The following is an 18,358-nucleotide window of genomic DNA, read 5'->3' on the forward strand; positions in this document are numbered from 1 at the left end:
TCTTTGTTTTCACATCTCCATGCCGTGGCGATTCACGGCATCGGCAAAGACCATCCCGCGTTCAATCCTGCGTCGCGACCAGCGCCGCCGTCTGGCCTAGCCAGTCGGCCGGATCGCCGCGATGGTAGATCTGCTCCGACGGCTCGATATTGTCGATGAATCGCTGGTAGATCACCGCCCGTCTGGCCGTGGCGATCGGTGCAAGCAGGGCGGCGGCACGCACCGGGTCGCTGCCGGGCAGCCTCGCCAGCCATTCGCGATTCCAGTGATCCTTGATCGCCGCCGCGTAGTGGCGCGGAACGGCGTCGAGAAACGCGGACTGGTCGAGCAGCGGGTGGCCGATTCCACTGTCGCCCCAATCCAGCAGCGTGAGTTCCGATCGCGTGCCGCGAAAATTGCCGGGATGGCAGTCGCCATGGACCAGCGTATTCGGCAGTCCGCATGCATCGATCCCGGCGAACCGCGCTTGAAGGCCGCTCACGAAATGCCGTAGCGACGCACGTTCGGCGCGCGATAGTCCTTCGCCGGTCCGTGCGACGACATCGGCAATCTCGGCAGCCAGACCCGCGCCGCGCCAGTCGGGTAATCGCATCGCGTGCAATTCGTCGACGCGGTCGATCCACGAAGCCTGGATGTCGACCAGCAGCGTCACCATGCCGAGCAGTTGCGGCAGCGCTGCGTCGAACAGGTCATTGCCGGGGATCTCCGCGAGCAGGATGCGTCCGCATTCGTCGTGCCCCAGCAGCGTCGGCACGCGCCGGCCGGCCAGCGCCGTGATGACGCGGCCCTCGTGATCGAGGAAGGGCGGCACCACTTTCAGCCAGGCCGATTGCGCCCCGATCGGAATACGCCAGACGCTCGAAAGGTTCCAGGTTCGGACCTGCACGGGTTTGGCGGTAGGCGACAGGCCATGACCGGCAAGCACGCGCGCCGCCCAGCCGAGATCGTCCGCCGGGCCGCCCGGCCGCGCGTAACTTCGGCGCAGCGAATGGGGCTCGATGTTCCCTGTCCAGGATTCGGCCGCCACCGGTTCCGCAATCTCGGCCAGATAGGTGACTTCGCCGCCGGGCGCGCGGTCGCGAACGGTTTCCAGCAGGCGCAGGATCGTCACGTCGACGCCATGGCGTTCGCGCGCGGCCCGCACGACCGACTCGACTTCCTGCCACCACGGGATCGCGACCGGCATCGGCGGCAGGCAACCGACCACCGCGCCATCCGGCGTCACCAGCACCAGCCGCGCGACGCGCGGCGGCGGTGCCGCTGGATCGAGGGTCCCCGTCATCGTGCTCATTTCGCTCCTGACCGGCGTCGGTTGCCTGTGCAGGGCGAGCGTATCCCAATTCGCGAATGCGCGGCTACGGGGGTTACGCGGTGACGCGACTCAGTGCCGGCTGCTGCCCCGATAGCTTTCCACTTCCGCGTCGTACGCCGCCAGAAACGCCTTGCCGAACACCGACGCGAAATCGTCCTCGATTGCGAACACCGTATCGCGATGGATCGCCGCGTAGCGATCCCACATCCGCGCCTTGTACAGCGCGGGCACGCGTTTTTCGTACCAGCGCATCGCATCGTCGCGTTCGCGCAGCCGTTGCGGCGAGAAGCGCGTCAGCAGGTCCATCAGCGCGGCGCGCATGCCGGCGACCATGCCGATCTGGTGCGCGTGCAGATCCTGGAACGCATCGCTGACCGCGCTCTGCGGCGACATGAAGCCCGGCAGCGGCAGCCCGAACATCTGCCGCAGCACGGCGCCGCCGTCCGGCAGCAGCTTCAGCGGGTTGTTCTCGCGATCGAGCAGCATCGTCATGTGCGCCTTCACCTCGCGCTTCAGGATGCTGCGCGACGACAGCAGCTCGACCGTGCCGTTCGCGAACAGCGCCAGCAACTGGCCCGCGATATAGAGCTGCTCGGCCGACCACTGGTGCGATTCGGCGGCCGTGTCGAGCCCCGCGCCTTCGAAGAACGCGTTCAGCAGTTCGTCGGGTGTCGGCGGCGCCGGCGCACGCGCGGCATGCGGCACCGGTTCGTCGGCCGGCCGCGCATCGGCGCGCGCGGCCGCCGGCTGCACGCGTACGTGCTGCGTCCACTCTGGCGCGTGGTCGGCCTGCGTCGCGGACGACGCTTCGCGATCCGCATTGCCGCGATCGCCCGACGGCACCGTACCCGACGCGCCGATATCGGCCGACGACTGCGCGAACAGGTCGAGCGGATCGGTCGATAGCTGATTCAGGTCGCGCTGCGACGGTGCGGATGGCACGGGCTGCTGTGCTGCGGCACGGTTCGCGGGCTGCGCCGCGTCCGCGCGGGCAGGACCACCCGGCGTGGCACTGGCATCCGCCGCCTTGCCGCGCGGAGCGAGACGATCCTGGAGCAATCCCCACAGCCGGTTGCCGGCGCTTTTCGTGTCGTCGCGCGAAGGCGAGGGTGAAGGCGAAGGCGAGTGCGTGGGTGAAGGTTGCGTCGATGCGGCACCCGCCGGCGCGCCGCGCCTGTCGATGTGCACATCGGTATCGGGCGCCATGTCGATGACCGGCGCGTCGCCGCCATCGTCGCGTTCGGCGCGCAGCACGTACGGCCCGATGCGGATGATGTCGCCGGTATTGAGCGGGCGTTCCTGCGCATAGCCGACCGGCTCGCGATTCACCTCGATCGTCGAGACGCTGCTCAGGTTCTTCAGCAGGCACGCGTCGTCGCCGACCTGCAGCAGCGCCTGCAGCCGCGAAATCTGCCGCGTGTCGTCGCGCAGCACCAGATGGTTGTCGTTGGCCCGGCCGATGGTGCCGCCCGGCGGATGAAACACGACGGCGTCGTAGGAGTCGTTTTCGACCGGTTCGCCGGCATGTTCGATCACGATCAGTTGCATGTCATACGTCGCTCGGTGGATGTAGCGCTCGCGTGGAAACCGGTTCGTTCAGGATGACGACGCATGTCTGCGGCGCGCGAACTCGAACGCGGGCCCCCAGACCGGATGCCCCTTCTCGGCGGGGGACAGGTCGAAGCGCGGGTTGAGGTCGAGAATCTTCGAGAACTCGGCGCGGCACGGCGTGACGCGGTTCGTCACGCAATAGCTGAACGCGAGCAGCTTGTGCGCGGCGACCTGCGTGTCGGTGTCGGCGCCGTCGATCTCCTTCGCGTGGCTCAGCAGCACGATCGTGCGCCCGTAATCGCCGGCGGCGTACGCGGCGCGCGCGCTGTCGACCGTCGCATGCGCGGCCGACTGCGTCGGGGACGTGCTGCACCCGCCGGCCCCCAGCAACAAGGCGCCGAGGAAAATAACGAGCAATGAACGGCCTTTCATTTTTGAAATGAAGAATTGGCGTAATTGGAAGGTGGCACACAAGCGCTGTTGGATTCTAGTGCCAATCATCGGCGCCGAAGTCGCTGTTACGTTTTGTTTCAACTGGCCGACCCGAATCCATTTGAATCAGAAAATAGACTACGAATTTCAGGGCTTGTTAATCCGAAAAAACAACCTATAGTTCGCTGTGTTTTTCCGATTCGTCAGTTGTTTTGTCAGCGCGCGTCAATGCACGAAAAACCGGACCGTCCGTTCGGGCGGCACGAACAGCCTGGCACACCATCAGCGTCGCGAGCACCCCTTGCCCGGCGGCCGGCCGGCTTGCGCCCCGCGACCATCCGACAGGTGTCCACGCCGTAGAACCGGGCCGCCAGGGCGAACCGGTCGGGCAAGTTTTTTCGATTATTCACCAATCCCGATTCAATTGCCTGTCATCTCGATAATTCAACTTTCATAAACCCTGGATGATTTGTCCCGGCTTTTCCAAGAGAACAATGTGCCGGAAAAAATTTCAACGGAAGGATATGTAAACAACATAATTACCGGTCAATTAATTGTCCCTTTTTTTAATCCGATCAACCGGTTTCGAACTTGGAAACCGGCGGATGGCTATTGGGTGGCGAGGGTGGAATATGCAATGGCGGTCGAGCAGTTTCATCGTATGGGGATGCGTATTGCTGTTTCCGGGATGCGGCGCGACGGAGCACGCGGCCGCGGTGCCGTATGCGATCACGGTCGACGTTGCGCCGGACGTCAACCCTGACCTGAACCGCAAGCCTTCGCCGATCGTGCTGAAGGTGTTCCAGCTTCGCGCGGCGTCGGTGTTCGACAGCGCGGACTTCTTCTCGCTGCAGGACAAGCCCGAGAACGTACTCGGCGCGGACCTGCTCGGCACCGACCGCGTGATCCTGCGGCCGGGCGAATCGCGCACGCTGCACTATCGCGGCAACGTCGAGGCTGGCGCGATCGGCGTGATCGCCGAATACCGGATGCTCGAAAAGAACCGCTGGCGGCTGACGGTGCCGCTGCCGCGCGCGAAGCAGCTCAACCTCTACAAGTTCTGGCAGACGTCGCCGGGCGAGCTGAAGCTGGCGATCGCGGTCCGGAACGGCGGCATCGCACTGAACGACGCCCGGGGGCGCCCATGACCGAACCGACGATGTCCGCGACGCCGGTCGCGGCACTCCGCCAGCGCGTGGTGTGGACCGAGGGGATGTTCCTGCGGCCGCAGCATTTCCAGCAGCTCGAACGGCACTGGGAACGCTACGTCGCACTGCGCTGCCTGCCGCTGCAAGGGTTCTACTGGGGCTTCGACACGCTGGAAATCGATCGCGAGCAACTCGCGCTCGGCAAGGTCGCGCTGCGCGCCGCGTCGGGCGTGATGCGCGACGGTACGCCGTTCGACCTGTCGCATCCGGACGATCTCCCCGAACCGCTCGACGTACCGGCCGACGCGAAGGACCAGCTCGTCATGCTCGCGCTGCCGCTGTGGCGCGGCGGCGGCGAGGAGGTGTCGTTCGGCGCGGGCGCAGCAACCGATAGCCATGGCGCAAACGGTGGAATCGGTGGAAACGGTGGAATCGGCAACGCGGACGTCGCACGCTACGTCGTGCGCGAATACGAAGTGGCCGACGCGAACGCGGTCGCGCTCGGCCCCGCGCTGCTGCAGACGGGGCGCCTGAACGTGCGGCTGATGCTCGAAGCCGAGTTGACCGGCGACTGGCACGCGCTCGGCGTCGCACGGGTCGTCGAGCGGCGCACCGACGCGCGGCTGCTCGTCGACGACGGCTACATTCCGCCGCGGCTCGTCGCGCAGCGCGATGCCGTGTTGCTGGCGTATGCGCGCGAGCTGCACGGGCTGCTCACGCAGCGCAGCGAGGCGCTCGCGGAACGGCTGTCGGAGCCGGGGCGCGGCGGCGTGTCGGAAGTCGCGGACTTCCTGCTGCTGCAACTCGTGAACCGCTATCTCGCGCTGACCTGGCATGCGCAGCAGCACGTGTCGACGCATCCGGAAGCGTTGTTCTGCGACTGGCTGAAGCTCGCGTGCGACCTGAGCACGTTCACGGCGGCCGGCCGGCGCCCGCAGTCGCTCGCGGTCTACGTGCACGACGACCTGAGGACGAGCTTCGCGGAACTGATGACGGAACTGCGCCGGTCGCTGTCGACGGTGCTCGAACAGAACGCGATCCAGATCGAACTGCGCGACGCGGGCAACGGCATCCGCGTCGCGACGCTGGCCGACCCGGCGCTGCGCGACACGGCCGGCTTCGTGCTCGCGGTGCGCGCGGACGTGCCGGCCGACAGCCTGCGCGCGCGCTTTCCCGCGCAGGCCAAGCTCGGGCCCGTCGAGCGGATCCGCGATCTGGTGCAGTTGCAACTGCCGGGCATCACGATGCGCCAGTTGCCGGTCGCGCCGCGACAGATCCCGTATCACGCGGGTCATACGTACTTCGAGATCGACAAGGGCAGCGACCTGTGGAAGCAGCTGGCGCGTTCCGGCGGTCTCGCATTTCATTTCGCCGGCGAATTCCCTGGGCTCTCGATGGAGTTCTGGGCGATACGCGGGTGAGGGCGGGCATCGAGATGAATACTTCCTCCGATTCGATCGCCACCGGCGCAGGCGCGGGCGCGGGCGGTTTTGTGCCGCCTAATCCGGGCGGCATGCATCCGGCCGCCGCATCCGGTGCGTCCGGCGCGGCCGGGCCGACGGCCACGCAGCCGCGCCCCGGCCGCTGGGCCGCGAGCGGCACGAACCCGCTCGTCGCAGCCGCGAACCCGCTGCTCAACCTGGTGCCGCAGATCCGCTCGACGGTCCATCATCCGAACCCGGCGTGGCTGCGCGAGCATCTCGTCGTCGAAATCCGCCAGTTCGAGGCACGCGCGCAGGAAGCCGGCGTGCCGTCCGAGGCGATCATCGGCGCGCGCTACTGCCTGTGCACGGCGCTCGACGAGGCGGCCGCACTGACGCCGTGGGGCGGCAGCGTGTGGTCGTCGCACAGCCTGCTCGTGTCGTTCCACAACGAAACCTGGGGCGGCGAGAAATTCTTCCACCTGCTCGAACGCCTGTCGCAGCAGCCGCGCCAGCATCTCGACCTGCTCGAGCTGCTGTATTTCTGTCTGGCGCTCGGCTTCGAGGGCCGCTATCGCGTGCTGGACAACGGCCACGCGCAACTCGATGCGCTGCGCCACCAGCTCGCGCTGACGATCCGCTCGGTGCGCGGCGAATTCGATCCCGCGCTGTCGCCGCACTGGCGCGACGTCGTCACGCGCGACGTCGCGCGCCGTTTCGTCGTGCCGCTGTGGGTGTGCGTGGCGCTCGCGCTGCTGATCGGCTTCGGCGTGTTCGTCGGGCTGCGCATCGCGCTCGCCGGGCATTCGGATCAACTGTTCGCGTCGATCGACGCCCTGCACGTGCCGAAGCTGCAGCCCGCTCAGGCGCCGCCGCGCCCGGCGCCGGCGCCGCGCATCGCGAAGTTCCTGGAACCCGAGATCGCGGCCGGCCTCGTGTCGGTGCGCGACGATGCCGATCGCAGCGTGATCGTGCTGCGTGGCGACGGGCTGTTCAAGTCCGGCTCGACGTCGGTGATCGACCGCTACGTGCCGGTGCTCGCGCGCGTCGCCGATGCGCTGAACAAGGTGCCCGGCAACGTGCGCGCGACCGGCTATACCGACGACACGCCCGTGCATACCGCGCGCTTCGCGTCGAACTGGGACCTGTCGCGCGAACGCGCGGAAGCCGTGCGCAGCATGATCGCCGCGCGGCTCGACCGTCCGGAGCGGCTCGCGGCGGAAGGACGCGGCACGCTCGATCCGGTCGCGCCGAACGATACGCCGGCGAACCGCGCGCTGAACCGGCGCGTCGAGATCACGCTGCTGCCGGCGCCCGGCAGCGCCGCCGTCGGCGCGACGCAGGGGGCCAACTGACTTGACGTCCTCCCCCGCCTAAAGGCAGGGGATTCCCACAACTGGCGATGCACGTCCGCATCGGAGAATGTTCAACGCAGCGTTGGTATCTCGATCATGCACGACACCACAGCCACTGCAGGCCCACTCTCTTATTCGCAGCCCCGCGATACCTTTCGGCCGCGTCGTGCTGTCTTTCGACCTGCACGCCGAACAGGACTGGGTAGAACCGCTTTCGTCCACTTCCTCGAACGTGACCCCGTGCGCTGTCGCTTTGTAACGGAGCTTGTGGCGGAAGGACGACCAGGATACGTCGTTGACGCTCTTCGCCATCCTGGTTTTGGCGAGGCTGGTGGGCGATACGTTGCCGACCGCGATGTAATCGAAGCGCCGCACCAGGGCGAGCGCGAGCTTGTGCTGGAAATCGGCGCGGGCATTTGCCACCTTCGCATGCAGCTTCGCGATATGGCGCTTGTGCTTTCGCGCCCGTTGGGCTTTCGCCAGCTTTTCGGCCGCGCGGTGGCTGAACCGGTCGTTGGGCACCTTCTCGCCAGTCGAAAGTGTGGCGAAGTCTTTCAGGCCGAGATCGATGCCGACGCCGGAACGGATCGGGCGCGCCGGAACATCGGGCATCTCGATCACGATGTTGAGGAACCAGTTGCCGCGCGCATCCTGCGCAAAATTGGTCCCATCCTTGATCTTGCCTTCTGGAAGCGGCCGACTGTTGAACACGCGGAAGGTGTTGCCGGCAAAGCGAAACGCATCGCCTTCACGCTTCAGGTCACGGCCCTTCAGCGGCAACCAGCCAAGCGACTTCCTGCCGCGATAGCGCAAGTAAGGGCGACGGTGCTGGCTGCGCGACTTCGCGTATTGCTCACACGTTGCATTGACCGTACCGGAATGGATGCCGAGTTCCTTGCTGCTGCCGGTCGTCAGCCTGTTCAGATCGAAACCCGTCGGCCACTTCTTGCGCCACTTGAGCGCGTGCTTCTGCGTGTCGTTGCAGAAGTTCCAGACATAGTTCACCGCACGGCTCTGCTTGTTAAGCAGTCCGTTAAGCGACTTCACGCGGTATCGGTAGACAAGGATCATGCTGATCACTCTAACGTTGGGATGCCGTCTGTCAACGGTGCTCCGTTCATCTTCGCCATAAGTGGCGAGATTTCTCGGAGCAACTGACATGAACCAGGCTGTCGCGCGTTTCGTCCGGCCGTTGCCGTCGCGGGAGATCTGGACCTTCGCCGGTCTGGTCGTGCTCGCGTGCTTCGTGTGGCTCGCGGGCCCGCTGTTCGCGTTTGCCGAAGTCCGGCCGCTGGAAAGCGCCTGGGCGCGCGGGCTGACGATCGCGGTGCTGTTCGCCGCGTGGGGCGCGCGTGTCGCGTGGCGAAGCTGGCGCGCGGGTCGCCTCAACGCGCAACTGCTGAACCAGTTGCGCGAGGCCGCACCGGGGCCGGCTACCGCCGACGATCCTGCGAAGGCACAGCTCGACGAACTGCGCAGCCGCTTCGACGAAGCCGCGATGCTGCTGAAGAAAGTCCGTTTCGGGCAGGCCGACACGGTGCGCAAGGGCCTGCCGCACTGGTTCGACCGGATGTCGCGCCAGTATCTGTATCAACTGCCGTGGTACGTGTTCATCGGCGCGCCGGGCTCGGGCAAGACGACCGCGCTCGTGAATTCCGGGCTCAGCTTTCCGCTCGCCGAGCAGTTCGGCCGCGCGGCAATTCGCGGCGTGGGCGGCACGCGGCACTGCGACTGGTGGTTCACGAACGACGCGGTATTGATCGACACGGCCGGCCGCTATACGACGCACGAAGGCAACCGCGCACTCGACGAAGCCGAGTGGAAGGGCTTCGTCGACCTGCTGAAGAAATACCGCACGCGCCAGCCGCTGAACGGCGCGATGCTGACGATCAGCGTGGCCGACCTGCTCGGCGCGTCGGAAGCCGAACGCACGCAGCACGCGATGGTGCTGCGCAAGCGGCTGCTCGAACTGCGCGCGCAGCTCGGCATCCGCTTTCCCGTGTACCTGCTCGTGACGAAGGCCGACCTGCTCGCGGGCTTCGCCGAGTATTTCGGCAACTACGGCCGCGCGGAATGCGCGCAGGTGTGGGGCTTCACGTTCCCGCTCGCGCAGAGCGAGGCGCCCGGCTTCGACCTGCGCGCGGCATTCGACCGCGAATACCGGCTGCTGCACCAGCGGCTGAACGACGCGCTGCCCGAACTGCTCGCCGCGCAGACCGATGCGCACCAGCGCGAGATGACGTACCTGCTGCCGCAGCAGATCGCCGACCTGCAGGACATGCTCGGCCAGTTCGTCGCCGAAGTGTTTTCCGTATCGAGCTACGAGCCGATGCCGATGCTGCGCGGCGTCTACCTGACGAGCGGCACGCAGGAGGGCACCGCGTTCGATCGCGTGATGAGCGGCATCAAGCGCTTCCTGAAGATCGAGGGCGTGCCGCCGGTCGCGCAGGTCGGCTCGACCGGGCGCAGCTTCTTCCTGAAGTCGCTGCTGCAGGAGCACATCTTCCGCGAAGCCGCGCTCGCGGGCAGCGACCTGCGCTGGCATCAGAAGCGGCGCGTGCTGCAGATCGCCGGCTACGTGCTGCTTGCGCTGGTATGCGTGGCCGTGCTGGTCGCGTGGCTGCGCAGCTATGCGAACAACCGCGCATATCTCGACCAGATCGCCGCGCGCGTGCCGGCCGTCGATTCGCAGATCGCCGGTGCGAAGTTCTCCGACGCATCCGACATCGCCCGGCTGCTGCCGGTGCTCGACGCGCTCGGCGGGCTCGCGAATGCGGGCGGCGTCGACCTGCAGCATCCGCCGCTCGCGTATCGGTGGGGGCTGTTCCAGGGCGAGAAGATCGACGAGGCCGTCGATGGCGTGTACCGGCGCGCGCTCAACGACGTGCTGCTGCCGATCGCCGCGAGCCGGATGGAGGCCGCGCTGCGCGACGCGCGGCCCGACGAAACCGACTACGCGTATGCGGCGCTGAAGGCGTACCTGATGCTGTACGACAGCGCGCACTACGATCCCGCGTTCGTGCAGGCCGTCGTCGATCTGGAAATGGAGCGCTCGCTGCCGCCCGATTTCTCGCCGGCCGAACGCTCCGCGCTGCGCGCGCATCTGGCCGCGCTGTTCGGCAACCGCGTCGCGGTGTCGCCGTATCCGATGAACGAGCGGCTCGTGGCCGACGTGCGCGACCGGCTGCGGCAGGTGCCGTTTTCGCAGCGGCTGTACCGGCAGCTCACGCGCACGCTGCGCCCGGCGACGTCCGCGTTCGACTTCAGCGTCGCGCGCGCGGTCGGCCCCGACGCGACGCTGGTGTTCCGGCGCCAGAGCGGCAAGCCGCTGTCGGAAGGCGTGCCGGGCCTCTATACGCGCAACGGCTATCGCAACGTGTTCGCGCCGCGCCTGGCCGGCGAAGTCGAAGCGTATGGGCGCGAGGAGGTGTGGGTGCTGAACCTCGGATTGTCGGAGATCCCCGGGCCGAACGACGCGGCCGCGTGGGCGCGCGACATCCGCCAGCTCTACCTGAACGACTACCTGAAGATCTGGGACGACTATCTCGCGGACATCAAGCTGCAGCGCACGGCCACACTCGCACAGAGCATCCAGGTGGCGCGCGCGCTGTCGTCGGCCGATTCGCCGCTCACGCGGCTGATGGTCGCGCTCGCGCGCGACACGGCGCTCGGCGATGCGCCGGGCGGGGCGCGCAATCTCGCGGCGCGTGCGCAGGACAAGGTCGACGAGGCGCGCAGTTCGCTGTCGCAGATCTTCGCGGGCCAGGCCAGCGACGCGAATCCGTCCGCGGCGGCGCCCGCGAGCGCCGAGCAGGTGGTCGACAGCCACTTCGCCGGGCTGCGTGCGTTCGCGCCGGGCAGCGGCGACCAGGCGCAGGGATTCGACGCGGTGCTGAAGTCGATCGACGCGCTGTACACGACCCTGACGGCCACCGACGACGCGCTGCGCAGCGGCGCACAGCCGCCGCCGTCCGACGCGCCCGCGCGGCTGCGCGCGCAGGCCGGCCGCCTGCCGACGCCGTTCCGCGAAGTGCTCGACGACCTGTCGAACGTCGCGAACGGCAGCGTCGCGACCGTCGAGCAGCGCACCGTCGCGCTGCGGGCCGGCACGAATGTCGGCGATTTCTGCCGGCAGGCGATCGCGGGCCGCTATCCGTTCGCGCGCGGATCGTCGCGCGACGTCGCGCCGGCGGATTTCGCGCAGATGTTCGCGCCGGGCGGCCTGATGGACGATTTCTTCCAGAAGAACCTGCAGTCGATCGTCGATACGACGTCGCACCCGTGGCGCTTCGCGAACCGCAATGCGGACGCCGATCCGGCGGCGGCCGCGATGCTCGCGTCGTTCGAGAAGGCCGCGGTGATCCGCGACGCGTATTTCGGCGGCGGGGCGCGCACCGCGCAACTGAAGGTGCAGATCCAGCCGCTCGAAATGGACCCGTCGATCACGGAGATGGTGCTCGACGTCGACGGGCAGATCGTCCGCTACGCGCACGGCCCGCTCGTACAGAGCGCGGTGGACTGGCCGGGCCCGCGCGGCAGCAGCCAGGTGCGGCTGCAGGTGTCGGGGCAGGCCGGCGCGGCCGACGGCTACACGACCGACGGGCCGTGGGCGTTGCACCGGCTGTTCGACCGCGCGGCCGTATCGGCCGGGCGCGGCTCGGACCAGATGATTGCGCGCTTCACGGTCGACGGCAAACCGATCGTGCTGCAGGTGAATGCGGGCAGCGTCCGCAACCCGTTCAGGCTGGCCCAGATGGAGTCCTTTACATGCCCTCCGAAGCAATGAGCCCCATACCGCCGCTCACGAGCATCGCCGGCGACGCGCCGGCCTGGTACGGGAAGATTCCCGGCGCCGGCGACTTCGTGAACAGCCGGCTGCCGCATGCGCTCGCGCTGTGGTGGGAACGCTGGCTCCAGCAGGGGATGGCCGCGATGCGCCAGCGCGGCGCGGACGAGATCGAGCGCCATTACACGGTCGCGCCGGTCTGGAATTTCCTGATCCCGGCGGGCGCCGGCGCGTCGTGCGTGCAGCCGGGCTGCCTCGCGCCGAGCTGCGACCGCGTGGGGCGCTACTACCCGGTGATCGTCACGCTGCCGATGCGCGCGGCCGATTACTGGAACGGGCTGCCGGACGCCGCCGACGCGTACTACTGGCAGGTCGGTCATGCGCTGCTCGATGCGATCCGCCATGCGCACGCGCCGGGCCATCTGGAACAGACGCTCGAACGTGTGCGGCTCTTGCCGGGCGGCGCCAGGTACGCGGATCGCGTCGACAGCCCGCCGGCGACGCTGCCGGCGCAGCCGGCGCCCGCCGCGTGGCCGGGGCTGTCCGGTTATTTCGATCCGCACGGCGGGACCAGCTTCTGGTGGACCAACCGCGCCGACGGATCGCCGCTGCGCACGCATGCGCATACGGGCACGCCCGACAACGCGCTGTTCCTGACGCTGTTCGGCGGCGGTTAGCGGCCCGGCTGAAGCGCGGCGGGCAGAAGGCACACGGTTTCAAGAGGTGGACATGAAGGACGCTGGATCGAGAGACAACGAGTACGACACGGCGACACGCGGCGACGCATCCGAATTCACGGTGCGGCCGCTGCCGCTCGGCCATCGCCTGGGCGAACTGCAACTCGACGAGGTGCTGGGGATCGGCGGTTTCGGGATCGTCTATCGCGCGTTCGACCGCACGTTGCGGCGCGCGGTCGCGATCAAGGAGTACATGCCGTCGATGCTCGCGACGCGCGGCGGCGACTACACGGTGTCGCTGCGTTCCGAGCGGTTCGCGCAGGCGTTCGACGCGGGGCGCGGCGCGTTCCTCAACGAGGCGCGCCTGCTCGCGCAATTCGATCACCCGGGGCTCGTCAAGGTCCTGCACTTCTGGGAAAGCCACGGCACCGCGTACATGGTGATGCCGTTCTACGAGGGGCGCACGCTCAAGCAACTGCTCGACGGCGGCATGCGGATCAGCGAGACGCAACTGCGCAACATCGTCGCCGCGCTGCTCGGCGCGCTAGACACGCTGCATCGCGCGCAATGCTTCCATCGCGACGTGGCGCTCGACAACGTGCTGATCCGTCCGAACGGCAGCGCGATCCTGCTCGACTTCGGCGCGGCGCGCAAACGGATCGGCGATCTCGTCGACGACGGCGCAATGATGATCAAGCCCGGCTACGCGCCGATCGAGCAGTACACCGACGATCCGGCGTTCAGCCAGGGGCCGTGGACCGATCTCTATGCGCTCGGCGCGGTGATGCACGCGATGATCGCCGGCGAGTTGCCGCCCGCGGCCGTCGTGCGCAGCATCAAGGACACGTACCGCCCGCTCGTGTCACGGGAATTGCCGGCCGGCGAGGTGTACAGCCCGGCGTTTCTCGCGGCCGTCGATCATGCGCTGCAGTTGCGGATTCCGGATCGGCCGGAATCGGTCGCGGCGTTCGCGGCGGAACTCGGGTTGCGGGACTTCGACCGCACGGGCGGCGGATATGGTGCGGCAGTCGTGCCGCCGGTGGGTGATGCGGGCAGCGGCGGGGAACGGAAGGGCGATGCGTCCGCTGCGTCGGGCACCGCGTCGGCTGTTGCCGCGGCGGCAATCGGCGAGGGCGGGGCCGCTGCGGGCAACACTGCGTCGGATGTGCCGTCGTCGAAGGGCGAACGTCCGGACGATGTGTCCGCACCATCGGATCCCGCATCGGCTTCGTCTGCCGTGTTCGGTGCCAAGCCGGAGGCGGGTGAGCCTTCAGCGTCGAAGGCAGCTGCGCAGGGCGCCGCGATTGCGACTGCGGGCGCGCTGGCGGCGTCGGCATCGTCCGCATCGCATGCTTCGCAGCCGGCGGCGAAGCCGGTTGAATCCGGTGCGCCGAACGGAAACGCCGAGCGTGCAAATGAATCGCCCGTCGCAAGAACCGACGCGCACGACGAAGCAGATACGCGAGCCACGCATGCCGACGCAGACATCGGCAAGCGCAGCCCAGCGGATTCCGGGAACACGAACGGGAACGCCGCCGCCGGCACGACCGCACCGCCTCCGGCCGCATCGGCATCGACATCCGGCGGCGCATCCGCGCCGACCGGCACCCAACGCGGCTCCGCACCCAGCGGATCGCGCAACCGCCGCATTCCGGTCTACGTCGGCGGAGCGCTCGTCGCATTGATTGCCGTCGGCCTCGCCGCGACCTATCTGTCGCGTCCCGCGCGCGTCGCCGACGAAACCTCACCCGGCGCGAGCCAGTCGCTGGCCGGCGCGACATCGCCCGCCAGCACGCCGGACGCCACGCTGGCCCAGCACGGGCCCACGCCGACCGTCGTGCCGCCGTCGAGCCTGCCGGCCGGATCGTCGGCGCAGGTTCCGCCGCCGCCCGTCGCCGTCGCGCCGGCCAGCACACCGGCCGTCGACGCCACCGCCGCCGCACCGCAGGTCGCGACCACCGTCACGAACCCGGCGCCGGCGCAAGCCGGCTCCCGTTCCGCCATCGCGCCGGCCGGCAGCCTCGACGCGACGGAGCGCGTCGTCAACGTGCCGCCGTCGGAGGCCACCGCATTACCGGCGACCACGCCCACCCCGACGCCCAAGCCGCCGCCTGAAGCCGAGACAGCCATCGCCGCTGTGAACGTGCTGCCTGCCGAGCCGCGCCCGCCGAAGACGCAGGAAACCGTCCAGGTGCGCTTCAACGTGCAGCCGTGGGGCGACGTGTACGTGAACGGCGCGCGGCGCGGTGCAAGCCCGCCGCTGCGCTCGGTGTCGCTGACACCGGGCGTCTACCAGATCGAGATCCGCAACGGCTCGCTGCCGCCGTTGCGCCGCACCGTGGCGATCGACTTCGGCAGCAAACCGATCAACATCGACTATGCATTCGAATGACGTCAGCCAGACGGCACTCGCTGCCGCCGCGCTTTCCCCTGCGTCGCCGGGCCTGCCGGCGGCGTCGCCGCGCGCCGACCTGATCGGCCGGCTGCTCGCGGACGTCGCGCCCGATGCACCGTGCGGCGCGAATCTCGAATACGACGCCGAGTTCCTGCAGTTGCAGGAGCGCGCGACGCCGCGCGCCGAGCAGCAGTACGGCGACACCGTGATCCCGGCCGAGGCGCCCGACTGGGGCGCGGTCGAGCGGCTCGCGGTTGCGCTGTCCGCGCGCACGAAGGACCTGCGCGTCGTCGCGTATCTCGCGCGCAGCTGGATCGAGCAGCACGGCATGCCCGGCTATGCGGACGCGCTCGCGGTCGTCGCGAACCTGCTCGAGCGCCGGTGGGACGACCTGCATCCACGGCTCGACGCCGACGGCGAACCGGACCCGACGCCGCGGATGAACGCGCTCGCCGACGTGGCCGGCGCGCACGACTGCGCACGCGCAGCACGGCGCCAGCCGCTGTTCGACGGCGGCCCGAGCGTGCGCGATGCCGAACGGCAGCTCGACGGCCGCGACGAAGCCGGTGGCCGCGCCGGCCTGATTGCCGCGTTGTTGGCCGTGCGCGGCGACGGCACGACGCCGCTCGATGCTGCGCGCGCCGCGCTGCAAGCGCTCGACTCGATCCGCGCGACCGTGACCGACAGGCTCGGCCGCGAGTGGGCGCCCGATGCCGGCGATGCGGAAAAGGCGTTGCAGCGGATCGTGCGCGAAGTGCCGATGCCCGAGCCGCAACCGGGTGCGCCGGACGTTCCGGGTTCCACGCCGCAGACCGCATCCGGTGACGCATCGCAAGCCGGCATCGCACCAGCTGCTTCCGCAGCCATGCCCAACGCGCACGCCTGGCGCGATGCCGAGGTAACGAGCCGCGACGACGTCCGGCTCGGCCTCGACAAGATGTGCCGCTATTTCGAGCTGCACGAGCCGAGCCATCCGGCGCCGCTGCTGTTGCGGCGCGCGCAGCGGCTGCTTGCGCTCGACTTCTACGAAATCATCCGCGATCTTGCGCCGGAGAGCCTGCCGAAGCTGGACCTGCTGAGCGGCGAGCGAAGCGAATGACACGAACCGGACGCACGAACCGAACGAAGGAAGCCGCCACGCGGGCGGCGGCAACGTACTGCGCAACCTGATCGACGTGAAAGTGAAGGAGTGGACGATGACTGACAGAACCAAGGCAGCAGGCAGCGGACAGAAGTTCATCGCGCGCAATCGGGCGCCACGCGTGCAGATCGAGTACGACGTCGAAACCTACGGCGCCGAGCGCAAGGTGCAGTTGCCGTTCGTGATGGGCGTGATTTCGGACCTGGCGGGCAAGCGTGCCGAGCCGCTGCCGGACCTGCCTGAGCGCAAGTTTCTCGAGATCGACGTCGACAACTTCGACGAGCGGATGAAGTCGGTCGCGCCGCGCGTCGCGTTCCAGGTGCCGAACACGCTGACGGGCGAAGGGATGCTCAACGTCGACATGACGTTCGAGCAGATCGACGATTTCTCGCCGGCCGCGATCGCGCGCAACGTCGACGCGCTGCGCCGGCTGCTGGAAGCGCGCACCGAGCTGTCGAACCTGCTGTCGTACATGGACGGCAAGCACGGCGCCGAACAACTGATCGAGCGCGCGATCAACGATCCCGACCTGCTGAAGACGCTCGTGCGCAATCCGCACGAACCCGCGCAGGGCGGCGCTGCGACCCAACCGGAGGCCCGCGATGAATGACCCCGTCCAATCCCGCGCCGACACGCGCGACGCCACGCAGCCGGCCGTTGCGCACGACGAGTTCGCCGCGCTGCTGCAGAAGGAGTTCAAGCCGAAGACGGCCGAGGCGCGCGAATCGGTCGAGCGTGCGGTGCGCACGCTCGCGCAGCAGGCGCTCGAACATACGGTCGGCATGACGACCGACGCGTACGGCAGCGTGAAGCAGATCATCGCGGAGATCGATCGGAAACTGTCCGACCAGATCAACCAGATCCTGCATCACGACGAGTTCCAGACGCTCGAAGGCGCGTGGCGCGGCCTGCATTACCTGGTCACGCACACCGAGACCGACGAGCTGCTGAAGATCAAGGCGCTGCCGGCGTCGCGCAACGAGGTCGCGCGGATGCTGAAGCGCTACAAGGGCGTCGCGTGGGACCAAAGCCCGCTGTTCCGCAAGATCTACGAGGAAGAGTACGGGCAATTCGGCGGCGAGCCGTTCGGCTGCCTCGTCGGCGATTTCCATTTCAACCACAGCCCGCCCGACGTCGAGATGCTCGGCGAGCTGTCGAAGATCGCGGCGGCCGCGCACGCACCGTTCATCGCCGGCGCGTCGCCGGAGCTGATGCAGATGGATTCTTGGCAGGAGCTTTCGAACCCGCGCGACCTGACGAAGATCTTCCAGAACACCGAATACGCGGCGTGGCGCAGCCTGCGGCAGTCGGAGGATTCGCGCTACGTCGGCCTCGCGATGCCGCGTTTTCTCGCGCGGCTGCCATACGGTGCGCGCACCAATCCGGTCGACGAATTCGACTTCGAGGAAGACACCGACGCCGCGAACCACGACCGCTACACATGGGCGAACTCGGCCTACGCGATGGCCGCGAACATCAACCGCTCGTTCAAGCAGTACGGCTGGTGCTCGTCGATCCGCGGCGTCGAATCGGGCGGGGCGGTCGAAGGGCTGCCGAGCCACACGTTCCCGACCGACGACGGCGGCATCGACCAGAAATGCCCGACCGAGATCGCGATCAGCGACCGCCGCGAGGCCGAGCTCGCGAAGAACGGCTTCATGCCGTTCGTGCACCGGAAGAACTCCGATTTCGCGGCGTTCATCGGCGCGCAGTCGCTGTACCAGCCGGCCGAATACCACGATCCCGACGCGACTGCGAACGCACGGCTGTCCGGCCGCCTGCCGTACCTGTTCGCCTGCTGCCGCTTCGCGCATTACCTGAAGTGCATCGTGCGCGACAAGATCGGCTCGTTCCGCGAGCGCGACGACATGGAGCGCTGGCTGAACGACTGGATCATGAACTACGTCGACGGCGACCCCGTGAACTCGTCGCAGGAAACCAAGGCGCGCAAGCCGCTCGCAGCCGCGCAGGTGGTCGTCGACGAGGTCGAGGACAACCCCGGCTACTACTCGTCGAAATTCTTCCTGCGGCCGCACTACCAACTCGAAGGGCTCACCGTGTCGCTGCGGCTGATCTCGCGGCTACCGACCGCGAAGGCGGCGAACGAGTGAGCGAAAAAACGAGCGGCAACCGGCATTCA

13 protein-coding genes are annotated in these 18,358 nt (G+C 68.1%); 9 read left to right on the plus strand and 4 right to left on the minus strand.

Features of this window, described 5'->3' with window-relative positions:
- Positions 1-61 precede the first annotated feature (61 nt).
- From R9B84_RS26865 to R9B84_RS26875, 3 genes are all read right to left on the minus strand, one after another.
- On the minus strand, positions 62-1,291 hold the full coding sequence (locus tag R9B84_RS26865) for a phosphotransferase family protein (RefSeq protein WP_423763031.1): 1,230 nt from the start codon (positions 1,289-1,291) through the stop codon (positions 62-64).
- 90 nt (positions 1,292-1,381) lie between these two features.
- A complete protein-coding gene (gene tagH, locus R9B84_RS26870) occupies positions 1,382-2,860 on the minus strand; it encodes a type VI secretion system-associated FHA domain protein TagH (protein ID WP_423763032.1) in 1,479 nt (492 codons plus the stop codon).
- Positions 2,861-2,908: 48 nt separating this feature from the next.
- A complete protein-coding gene (locus R9B84_RS26875) occupies positions 2,909-3,295 on the minus strand; it encodes a TssQ family T6SS-associated lipoprotein (RefSeq protein ID WP_423763033.1) in 387 nt (128 codons plus the stop codon).
- Positions 3,296-3,927: 632 nt separating this feature from the next.
- Between R9B84_RS26875 and tssJ the strand changes: the two genes are divergently transcribed.
- From tssJ to R9B84_RS26890, 3 genes are read left to right on the plus strand one after another with little or no spacing between them, the layout of a single operon-like run.
- The gene (tssJ, locus tag R9B84_RS26880; protein WP_423763034.1) at positions 3,928-4,443 is read left to right on the plus strand and encodes a type VI secretion system lipoprotein TssJ; all 516 of its coding nucleotides are present in this window, start codon (positions 3,928-3,930) and stop codon (positions 4,441-4,443) included.
- Positions 4,440-5,864 (plus strand): type VI secretion system baseplate subunit TssK, encoded by a 1,425-nt coding sequence (tssK, locus tag R9B84_RS26885; RefSeq protein ID WP_423763035.1) that lies wholly within the window; start codon positions 4,440-4,442, stop codon positions 5,862-5,864. The genes tssJ and tssK overlap by 4 nt, the downstream gene beginning before the upstream one ends.
- 14 nt (positions 5,865-5,878) lie before the next feature.
- Positions 5,879-7,219: a DotU family type VI secretion system protein gene (locus R9B84_RS26890; protein ID WP_423763036.1), complete on the plus strand. Its 1,341-nt coding sequence runs from the start codon at positions 5,879-5,881 to the stop codon at positions 7,217-7,219.
- An 18-nt stretch (positions 7,220-7,237) separates the two neighbouring features.
- Here R9B84_RS26890 and R9B84_RS26895 read toward each other — a convergent pair whose 3' ends face one another.
- Entirely contained in the window at positions 7,238-8,290 is a 1,053-nt protein-coding gene (locus R9B84_RS26895) for an RNA-guided endonuclease InsQ/TnpB family protein (protein WP_423763037.1), read from the minus strand.
- 88 nt (positions 8,291-8,378) lie between these two features.
- Between R9B84_RS26895 and tssM the strand changes: the two genes are divergently transcribed.
- The 6 genes from tssM (at position 8,379) to tssC (ending at position 18,329) form a co-directional block, all read left to right on the plus strand.
- The gene (gene tssM / locus R9B84_RS26900; protein WP_423763038.1) at positions 8,379-12,005 is read left to right on the plus strand and encodes a type VI secretion system membrane subunit TssM; all 3,627 of its coding nucleotides are present in this window, start codon (positions 8,379-8,381) and stop codon (positions 12,003-12,005) included.
- Positions 11,987-12,682, plus strand: coding sequence for a type VI secretion system-associated protein TagF (gene tagF, locus R9B84_RS26905; RefSeq protein WP_423763039.1), 696 nt, complete (start codon positions 11,987-11,989; stop codon positions 12,680-12,682). The genes tssM and tagF overlap by 19 nt, the downstream gene beginning before the upstream one ends.
- Before the next feature lie 52 nt (positions 12,683-12,734).
- Positions 12,735-15,074: a protein kinase domain-containing protein gene (locus R9B84_RS26910; RefSeq protein ID WP_423763040.1), complete on the plus strand. Its 2,340-nt coding sequence runs from the start codon at positions 12,735-12,737 to the stop codon at positions 15,072-15,074.
- Complete coding sequence (gene tssA / locus R9B84_RS26915) at positions 15,061-16,176, plus strand: type VI secretion system protein TssA (protein ID WP_423763041.1); 1,116 nt, start codon at positions 15,061-15,063, stop codon at positions 16,174-16,176. Before R9B84_RS26910 ends, tssA begins: the two co-directional genes overlap by 14 nt.
- A gap of 97 nt (positions 16,177-16,273) precedes the next feature.
- Entirely contained in the window at positions 16,274-16,828 is a 555-nt protein-coding gene (gene tssB, locus R9B84_RS26920; protein ID WP_096475619.1) for a type VI secretion system contractile sheath small subunit, read from the plus strand.
- Positions 16,821-18,329: a type VI secretion system contractile sheath large subunit gene (gene tssC, locus R9B84_RS26925; protein WP_423763042.1), complete on the plus strand. Its 1,509-nt coding sequence runs from the start codon at positions 16,821-16,823 to the stop codon at positions 18,327-18,329. The genes tssB and tssC overlap by 8 nt, the downstream gene beginning before the upstream one ends.
- The last annotated feature ends 29 nt before the right edge of the window (positions 18,330-18,358 follow it).

The sequence above is a fragment of the Burkholderia sp. NLJ2 genome, from assembly GCF_049487195.1.
In the GTDB taxonomy this organism is placed as follows: Bacteria; Pseudomonadota; Gammaproteobacteria; order Burkholderiales; family Burkholderiaceae; genus Burkholderia; species Burkholderia pyrrocinia.

What these genes read in the sequence shown, in the direction of transcription:
- tssJ (WP_423763034.1), top strand. Translation starts at nt 3,928, where the DNA reads ATGCAATGGCGGTCGAGCAGTTTCATCGTATGGGGATGCGTATTGCTG.
- R9B84_RS26890 (WP_423763036.1), top strand. Translation starts at nt 5,879, where the DNA reads ATGAATACTTCCTCCGATTCGATCGCCACCGGCGCAGGCGCGGGCGCG.
- tagF (WP_423763039.1), top strand. Translation starts at nt 11,987, where the DNA reads ATGCCCTCCGAAGCAATGAGCCCCATACCGCCGCTCACGAGCATCGCC.
- R9B84_RS26910 (WP_423763040.1), top strand. Translation starts at nt 12,735, where the DNA reads ATGAAGGACGCTGGATCGAGAGACAACGAGTACGACACGGCGACACGC.
- tssM (WP_423763038.1), top strand. Translation starts at nt 8,379, where the DNA reads ATGAACCAGGCTGTCGCGCGTTTCGTCCGGCCGTTGCCGTCGCGGGAG.
- tssC (WP_423763042.1), top strand. Translation starts at nt 16,821, where the DNA reads ATGAATGACCCCGTCCAATCCCGCGCCGACACGCGCGACGCCACGCAG.
- tssB (WP_096475619.1), top strand. Translation starts at nt 16,274, where the DNA reads ATGACTGACAGAACCAAGGCAGCAGGCAGCGGACAGAAGTTCATCGCG.
- R9B84_RS26875 (WP_423763033.1), bottom strand. Translation starts at nt 3,295, where the DNA reads ATGAAAGGCCGTTCATTGCTCGTTATTTTCCTCGGCGCCTTGTTGCTG.
- tssA (WP_423763041.1), top strand. Translation starts at nt 15,061, where the DNA reads ATGCATTCGAATGACGTCAGCCAGACGGCACTCGCTGCCGCCGCGCTT.
- R9B84_RS26865 (WP_423763031.1), bottom strand. Translation starts at nt 1,291, where the DNA reads ATGAGCACGATGACGGGGACCCTCGATCCAGCGGCACCGCCGCCGCGC.
- R9B84_RS26895 (WP_423763037.1), bottom strand. Translation starts at nt 8,290, where the DNA reads ATGATCCTTGTCTACCGATACCGCGTGAAGTCGCTTAACGGACTGCTT.
- tssK (WP_423763035.1), top strand. Translation starts at nt 4,440, where the DNA reads ATGACCGAACCGACGATGTCCGCGACGCCGGTCGCGGCACTCCGCCAG.
- tagH (WP_423763032.1), bottom strand. Translation starts at nt 2,860, where the DNA reads ATGCAACTGATCGTGATCGAACATGCCGGCGAACCGGTCGAAAACGAC.